Annotated in this window: 3 protein-coding genes and 1 pseudogene; 3 read left to right on the top strand and 1 reads right to left on the bottom strand. The window is 39.7% G+C overall.

The genetic code is table 11. The features are described from left to right. Positions 1 to 271 precede the first annotated feature (271 nt). From L2764_RS15035 to L2764_RS15025, 3 genes and pseudogenes are all read left to right on the top strand, one after another. Positions 272 to 1,483, top strand: a complete 1,212-nt coding sequence (locus L2764_RS15035; RefSeq protein ID WP_248941085.1) for an efflux RND transporter periplasmic adaptor subunit — start codon at positions 272 to 274, stop codon at positions 1,481 to 1,483. Further along, complete coding sequence (locus tag L2764_RS15030) at positions 1,483 to 4,608, top strand: efflux RND transporter permease subunit (protein ID WP_248941075.1); 3,126 nt, start codon at positions 1,483 to 1,485, stop codon at positions 4,606 to 4,608. The genes L2764_RS15035 and L2764_RS15030 overlap by 1 nt, the downstream gene beginning before the upstream one ends. Before the next feature lie 280 nt (positions 4,609 to 4,888). Next, positions 4,889 to 7,127 (top strand): annotated as a pseudogene (locus L2764_RS15025) (PAS domain-containing protein). 13 nt (positions 7,128 to 7,140) lie between these two features. Here the strand turns inward: L2764_RS15025 and L2764_RS15020 are convergent. Continuing rightward, entirely contained in the window at positions 7,141 to 8,538 is a 1,398-nt protein-coding gene (locus L2764_RS15020; RefSeq protein ID WP_248941073.1) for a hypothetical protein, read from the bottom strand. Positions 8,539 to 8,947: the final 409 nt, after the last annotated feature.

The raw sequence follows: 8,947 nt of genomic DNA, 5'->3' as shown, positions 1-8,947 counted from the left end.
AATGGTTATCTTGCCATGATTTTATCACTTTTGATGCACTCAAAGAGAGTGTAAAAAACATCATGGATAATTATCCGTCAAAATATACGATAACTTTTAGTTAAGCACTTAGTTACCTAATATTCACTCTAAATGACGACAGCTGTTCCATCCACATTTTTCTCTGTATGATTTTGATACATTTTAATTTCAAAAATCATTTTATCCCTTAGCCAGACTCTGTTAATTTATATAACAATTATAAGAATCCTTAGCATGGACAAGCGACATCATGACAAACACGCTCATTAGGAGACTTTCTCCTCTCATCATTTTGGCCCTATTTATTGCCGTAGCTTTAGTATTAAACAGTACCAAAACGCCACCAGAAGAAAAGGTTGACGAAGCCCCTATTCCTATTGTTAATGTTATTGAAGTACAACCTGAAACATTGTCATTAAATTTATCTTCTTATGGTGTCGTGACGCCTAAATATAAAACGCAATTGGTCACAGAAGTGGCTGGACGCATTATGACCGTTTCAAATAGTTTTGTTGCTGGCGGCATGGTCAAAAAAGGCGACGCGCTGGCCAGTATTGAACCTTCAGATTATGAAGCGGATCTGATGCAAGCCCAAGCCTCTCTTGCCCAAGCAATGGCCGCATTAGATGAAGAAAAAGCCAGAGGAGAAGTCGCTAGAAATGATTGGAAAGGCTATGACAGTAAAGTCGCCCCAGAGCTTGGCCTTAGGATCCCTCACCTTAAAAAAGAACAAGCTAATGTCAAGTATGCAAAGGCTTCACAAGCTCGAGCAGAGCGTAATTTAGAGCGTACCACCATCCGCGCTCCTTTCGATGGCATCATCAAAGCCAGAAGCGTCGATTTGGGTCAATATGTCTCTTTAGGCACCAAGATTGGCGAACTATATGATACTGATATTGCTGAAGTCCGCCTGCCCATTACCAATAGTGAACAGGCGTACCTAAACTCGATTGACAATCCCAGCACCCAAGTCAAACTCAGTACCAATTTGGCTGGTAACACACAAATTTGGAACGGCAATATCATTCGCAGTGAAGGCGTCATCAACACGGATAATAGAATGATTTATCTCGTTGCCGAAGTGAATGATCCTTACCTTCGTGACAACCTACACAGCCAGCAGGCAAAGCTAAAATATGGCAGTTTTGTCACCGCTATTATTACCGGTCGCACAGTAAAAAAAGTGGTGAAATTACCCCGAAATCTTATCCACAAGGATCAGGTCACCCTCATTGATGCCGATAATAAAGTTGAAATACGTAATGTGAATATTATTCGCACCGATCTTGAATATGTTTATGTCAAAGATAGTTTAAAGGCCGGAGATAAAATCTCTACTACTCGTTTAAACAATGTCGAAAATGGGCAAGTCGTTAAGATCATCAACGAAGGAGATAACTCGAAAAAAGAGAAAATCCCCGATGAAACCCCATCAAAAAGACTAGCGAAGGTAGACGAGTAATGAGTACAGAAAAAGGAATAATGGCTTGGTTTGCTCGTAATAATGTCGCCGCAAACCTACTCATGTGGGCACTGATTGTTGGCGGCCTATTTAGTGCCACGCTCATCAATAAGGAAGTCTTTCCCAGCTCAGAATTAAATACCATTCGGATATCTGTTGCTTATCCGGGTGCAGCGCCTCAAGAAATTGAAGAAGGCATTAACATTAAGATTGAAGAATCTATTCAAGATCTTAATGGCATCAAAAAAGTCACCTCCATCGCCAGTGAAGGCGATGGTACTGTCACGATTGAAGTACAAGATAACTATGATCCGCAAGATATACTGGATGAGACAAAGTTGCGGATCGATGCAATCGCCACTTTTCCTGCCAACACAGAAAAACCACAGATATACCGTATAAAACCCGAAAACAATGTCATTTGGCTATCCGTTTATGGCGATCTTAGCCAACAACAAATGAAAGAAACCGCCAAGAAAATCAGAGATGAACTCGCCAGCCTCCCCGCCATTACACGCGCTCAAGTCGGCGGCGTAAGAGATTATGAAATCAGCATAGAGTTGTCTGAAAATAAACTAAGAGAATATGGCCTCACCTTTGAACAAGTCGCACAAGCGGTACAAAACTCCTCCATCGATCTCCCTGGTGGTGCTATCCGAGCAAAAGGCGGCGATATTTTGCTACGGACCAAAGGTCAAGCTTATAACGCTGAAGAGTTTTCTCAAATTGTCGTCAGCACTCTCCCCGATGGCAGCCGTATCATGCTTCCTCAAGTCGCCACCATTAAAGATGGATTTGAAGAACGTATTGGTTATACCCGCTTTAATGGACAACCCGCTGCCATCATCGAAATACTCAGTGTTGATGATCAAAATGCATTAGAGATCTCTAAGCAAGTCAAAGAATATGTTACCGAAAAAAGAACACAATTACCCACAGGCGCAAAATTAGATACATGGGGGGATTTGACCCACTATCTACAGGGGCGCTTGAACATGATGTACTCTAATATGTTCTATGGGGCCTTATTAGTTTTTATTATTCTGGCACTGTTTTTAGATTTAAAGCTCGCATTCTGGGTCATGATGGGATTACCCATCAGCTTCCTCGGAGCGCTGTTTATTATGCCTTTCGAACCCTTTTCTCTCTCAATTAACATGTTGACATTGTTTGCCTTTATTTTAGTGCTCGGCATCGTTGTCGATGATGCCATCGTCATAGGAGAAAGTGCTTATAGTGAAATAGAAGAAAAAGGCCAATCTCTCGATAATGTGATCCGTGGTGCTAAAAAAGTCGCCATGCCTGCAACGTTTGGTGTATTAACCACCATTGCGGCCTTTGTTCCTATGTTATTGGTCTCAGGTCCGCAAGGCATTATTTGGCAATCAATTGGTATGGTTGTTATTTTATGTTTGATTTTTTCACTCATTGAATCAAAACTTATTTTACCCGCACATTTAGCGCATATGAAAGCGAAAAAGCCCAATCCTAACCCGGGGAAATTTAAGCAATGGAAAACCAAACTAAATGAGAAATTACAATATTTTATCCATCACCAATATCGTGACTTCTTAACCCGTTGTATTAACAACCGCTATAATACCATTGCTGTTTTTATTGGCGTATTAATATTATCCATTGCACTGGTCACCAGTGGTAAAGTTCGCTGGGTATTCTTCCCCGATATTCCCTCCGATTTCATCCAAGTCAATCTTGAAATGGATGCTGGCAGTTCTGAAGAAAATACTCTCGATGCAGTACAAGCATTAGAAAATAGTTTATATGCGATTAATAGTGATTTCGAGAAAGAGATCGGTGCCCAAGTGGTTAAACATTCTTTTGTTAGCCTTGATTCACGCACTTCGGCCTTTATTTTTGCAGAATTAACCAAAGCGGAAGATCGAAGTGTTACAGGTAACGAGATTGCCGCCAGATGGCGCGAAGCCTTACCTGAATTAGTCGCGGTGAAAAAACTAAAGATTAATTCCACCACCAATGCGGGTGGCGGAGATATTTCATTTAGACTCACCTCCAGTGATTTAGGCGAATTATCTAAAGCTGCTAATGAGTTAAAAGCCAAGCTCAGCAGCTTTCAAGGTGTATATGATATTACGGATAACTTCTCTTCTGGTAGCCAAGAAATTCGCTTACAAATACGCCCTGAAGCCGAAGCATTAGGCTTAACCTTGGCTGATTTGGCCCGTCAAGTACGTTATGGCTTTTATGGATATGAAGCCCAACGCATTTTACGCAATAAAGAAGAAATCAAAGTCATGGTGCGTTATCCACTCGAACAAAGACGCACCATAGGCCATTTAGAAAATATGCTCATTCGCACCGCAAATGGAGATGCTATTCCCTTCTCTGCTGCGGCCAATATTGAACTGGGCGACTCATTTTCTTCTATCACGCGTGTTGATGGACGCCGCGCGATTACGATTACAGCCAATGCCGATAAAAATAAAGTCGAACCCTCAAAAGTGGTTTCACAAATTAAAGAGGCATTCTTCCCTGATTTAATCCGTAAATATCCCCATATTTCGACCTCTCTAGATGGAGGGAGCGCCGAAGAAGAGGATGCGTTAATCGGACTGATCCAGGGTTTCTTTTTTGCACTTTTTACTATTTATGCCTTAATGGCTATTCCGCTTAAATCATACAGTCATCCATTAATCGTCATGTCAGTGATCCCTTTTGGGATTATTGGAGCCTTATTTGGCCATTTTATAATGGGTATTAACTTAAGCGTTTTGAGCTTATGTGGTATCGTCGCATTAACAGGAGTGGTAGTGAATGACTCACTCATTTTAGTTGATTTTGTTAACCGATCGCGCGCAGAGGGTCACACTATCTTGAAAGCCGCTATCGATTCTAGTTGCTATCGATTTAGGGCTATTTTACTTACATCATTGACCACTTTTGTCGGCCTTGTGCCCATTTTAGCAGAAAAAAGTTTACAAGCTAAAATAGTGATCCCCATGGCAACGTCCTTGGCATTTGGTATTTTATTTGCCACTTTTGTCACCTTAATATTGGTCCCCATATTGTATATCGTACTCAATGACGTAAAAGTGGCTGCCAACAGAATGTTTACTTGGTGGTGGCAACCTCAAGATAATAAATAAGAATCTTTTTCTTATACTCTAAATAACAAAATAAACGCTCTCTTTTGCGTTTATTTTGTTTATTTTACATCACCTTTATTTACTTTTACTGACATTATATTTAACGATAATTCAGAAACTGAAATGTTCACATTTAAATAGCAACCTAAATTAAAAAACTCATTATAAAGTCACCAAGATAAAGTTTAAAATTTACCTAAAGGAAAACGGCTTACTGGGTATATTAATCTGTTTCGTGCTAACATAACTTGTAAAATAATCACAACTTATAATTTGGTTAATGCTAAAGCGAAATTTACCCATTCTCATCCATGCTCAAGGCCTTCATTGGACACACCAACGTTTATTGGGCTTAGCCAGTCAGCTGTGTATGTTGGCTGTGGCGGTCATTATTGTCACCAGCATTATCATTACATTGGGTGAGCGTCGCTTACAGGAAGACTGGGCAACACAACGATATGCAGAGTTACAAGCTGTTGGCGGCTTAATGGCTGATCGCATTTCCTTTCAACAATTTAGAACTCAAATGCTAGCTCAATCGGAGGTCTTGGAAGATTACCTAGAAACACCGACAACGAGAAAGCAAGCCTATTTAACGAAAAAATGGCAAGTCATGGTCAATAATGTGCCTCCACTACTTGGCATCGCATTGTTTGATACAAAAGGTCGATTTGTTTTTGCAACCACTGATGAATTTGGACAAGAATCGTTACCCCCCTCTTTATTGGGTAGTTCGAGAAATATGGGCGATCATGAGATCTACACCTCTCCGCTCGAATTCACTCCCATAGACGGTATATTAGAGCCTTATTTATATCAATTAGCTTGGTTAGAAAAAGAAGGCCATCAAATACAAGGTTATTTGGTCACTTATAATTCAGTCTCAAAAATGGTCAATAGCATTAAACCGGCATTTTCAAGCCAAAAAGCCCCATTAATGATGATTGATACCCAAGGTTTACTCTATTCAGGTGCAAAAGAGAAACCTGAAATTAGTCGTTTCCCCCGAGTATTAGGTGATAGCTTAAAGCAAAGTTACCCTGCCCTATGGCGTAAGATCGCCATGAGTAACTTCGGCCAGTTTCATGGTGAAGACGCCACCTTTGTCTATCTAAAAATTGAACTCGTCACTCAATATGAAACCCGTCGTGAATATTTTCTCATTTCTTATGTACGCAGCGGCAAAATTTCATCAATGGCGCAATATCTTAATTATTGCCGCCGTACTGCTCACTCTATTAGGCGCACTCGCCATAGTATTAACTCACCTATATCATTTGGTTCTGCGCTCAAGACAGTTTAGTTTAGAGCTGTCTAACCAGCTCTTTCATGCCGATATTGGCTGTATGATAGTCAATGATAATGGCCGAGTGATCACCGCAAATGAAATTACGGCTAACTTATTAGCTCAACCTATGGATGAGCTCACCGATAGAAGTTTACAACGAATATTGCAACTAGAAGATGACCGCTACACGCAAATTTTAGAAGAGCTCACACAGCATGAATCTTGGAAAGGTGAAGTGAATGTCGATCCCAATGGCAATCACATCTTAGTGGTCAAAATTCACCTCAAACCGAATGAGGATAAATTATACCGTTATATGATTGTCACTTTCGAAGATGTTAGCGAGCTGAAACAATACCAACAAGATGCCTATCTCAATCAACTTATTACAGATAACTCCGTTCCAACGGTATTATCTAACGCTAACGGCATCATCGTTAGAGCGAATAATGCTTTCGATAATATGCTCAATATCACTGAACACAAAGGTCAAAGTTTAACCGATTTATTAGATAAAGACTTAGGCAAAAACTGGCCCCAAATTACCCAACAAATTTTTGTTCAAGGTAACTGGACTGGCCCCATTGACACCAACATCAATGAACAATTAGAAACCAGCACACAAGCAACCTTAAAGGGTTACTTAGATGAAGCCGGTGATATTGAATACATTGTCAGTACCTTTGAGCGCGCACTCCCACAAAGCCATTATTTACAAGCAGGTGATTTAATCCCACATCGCAGTACTATTTTGGTAAGTTTACGCGATCTGGATGATTACTTTAATAATATGAGTCCACTTAATAAAGAATTCTCCAGCTTACTCTTATTGGATATCACCGCCGAAAGTATGCTTAGTCACATCAGTGATATTGCTCAAATTGAAAATAGACAACGAGAAGTCGAATCTCAATTATTTAGAGATTTACCTCATCGATATCAAATTGCAAAGTGGCAATTAGGCAAATTAATTATTATTTTGCCTAATACCGATGCCGACCAAGCCCATTACTTTGCCTTGGAGTCACTCAATAAATTACAAGCTAACGGTTTAGGGGACGGAATTTGTATTGGTATTGCATCATACCAAGAAAACCAAACATTAGAGCAGTTTTTGAGTAATGCAGAAATTGCCCTTAAACGAGCAAAACAAACGGGTGAGCATAACATCTGCCAAGCCTTCACAAGACATGATCCTTTAGTGATTTCCCCTCCAAAAAAGGATCGTTAGCACGAGATAACGGTTACTCTTTATTCTCGTTAATGTGAGTGAATTGACTCGGTAGTTCACTCTCACTAATTTCAATGATACTTGAGCGATTCATGGTTATTTTATACCTTGCATAACACATTTCTTGTTTATTCTTTCTTGATACCGCTATCAAATTGATTTGATAACGTCTTTCAACAGAAGCATTACTGATTTTACCTTCACTCTCAGTATAAATTTTTGCTTTTCCTCGCTCTAAATAACGCGCAAAAGGAGTCAAACTGAAATTAATTTGCTCTTGTATTGTCGAATATCCTGCTAAAAAATCCTTATGATTGACCTTAGTGTAAACACCGTAATGTAAAATATCCGAGTCGACTTTATTTTGGTGATTACGCTGCTTTAAGATCTCAGTAATCGGTACGGGCAAATCACTTTTACGTATAAAATCTAGCCATACCAGCTGCTTAGCTATTAGTGATTTACTTGTTGTATCCGACAACATCCGACTCCATCGAGGACGACCCCGACGGATTGCCCGCCATAATGCATTACGAATGTCTTCTTTAAAAATTTCACGAAAACCATAAATCACCGCAAGGGACAACACTAATGTCGTGGTTAAACCACTAAATACACCCTGAGCCTTAATAATTAAGCTTGATACCACCAGCATGACTAAAGCGGTTGCTACTCCAGTGGTCATTTTTTTAAGGCCAACACCCAATGGTTTTGTTTCTTCTTTTAAGACGACACCTCGTTGTATCAACCGTCTCAGTAATAGCATTTTATTGGCAATACGATTAGGATCTTTGATGGTTTGCGGAGAATTATATCGACGCAGCTCTCGGTATTCTTTTTCTTTGCGACAAAACTGAACAATGGCATCACTACTTTCAGTAAACTCACTGTCCCTGGGCGAATATGCCAATAATTTCAGTAACTGCTGTTCACAAAACCAAGATAAATAATTATCCGCATTTTCAAAGTAAGACTTCCATTTAGGATCGCTCGGTTCATTACGTCTGAAACGCTTTAACAATTGAAAAACCTGATCGGATAACTCGTTTAATGCCCCATAAAATTCACTGGCCACTTCGATTTGCCTGAGCTCTTTACAGTCGGTTTCAATAGCCACAGCAAACTGATAAGCAAATAAGTTTAGATACAAGCGAAATTCTTCAATCGTCCGCTTTTTTTGACTAATAAAACGGCTTTGGACGAGAGGAAGATGGATCCCTGGAGAGTGATAAGAACGCCTTCCTGTGATCCCCGAGTGATAGTATTCTTCTTCATTAATACTTTGTGTACTGATCCCCATTTCTTTCGGGAAAAAAAAATACAAACCAAGATGGCGAGTATCACCCACTTGCATTTGATGGATAATTTTTATCGATAATGAGTCATCTTGCTTTACACTGATTTTAGACACAGGCACCTTTTTATTAGACTAAAAAACAATATGCTTAACACACTGACTTTCATACTATATCAGTATAGTCTAATTGATATTTTAAATAATATATATACCCAAACCACTTGAAAAGTCAGGATCCAGCTGGAATTAAAAAGTATTTAGACGAGGTCATTGATTACTCCTGCCTGCCTACATGAATGACATACCGTCATCTGATGCTTAGCTCTTTGTTGTTCCTGACCACAATAAGACATTTCCTATATCCATATTGGTCAGATGAACAAATGTCGTGATCAGATTGATGTAAGCGAACGACCATGATGGTCTGCTAACCAGATTGCCTAGTTATTCTCCGTTAATGTTCAGCAACGCAGAACATATATGTAAACCAACCTACTTGGGAGTTAGTCAAATGAGTCACTTC

Source organism: Shewanella surugensis (genome assembly GCF_023284005.1).
In the GTDB taxonomy this organism is placed as follows: domain Bacteria; phylum Pseudomonadota; class Gammaproteobacteria; order Enterobacterales; family Shewanellaceae; genus Shewanella; species Shewanella surugensis.
Note: the sequence above shows the minus strand (reverse complement) of the source record. Positions and strands in the feature narration are given on the sequence as shown.

Bases quoted from the DNA above. Each gene is read 5' to 3' on its own strand.
- L2764_RS15035 (WP_248941085.1), top strand. From the start codon at position 272: ATGACAAACACGCTCATTAGGAGACTTTCTCCTCTCATCATTTTGGCC.
- L2764_RS15030 (WP_248941075.1), top strand. From the start codon at position 1,483: ATGAGTACAGAAAAAGGAATAATGGCTTGGTTTGCTCGTAATAATGTC.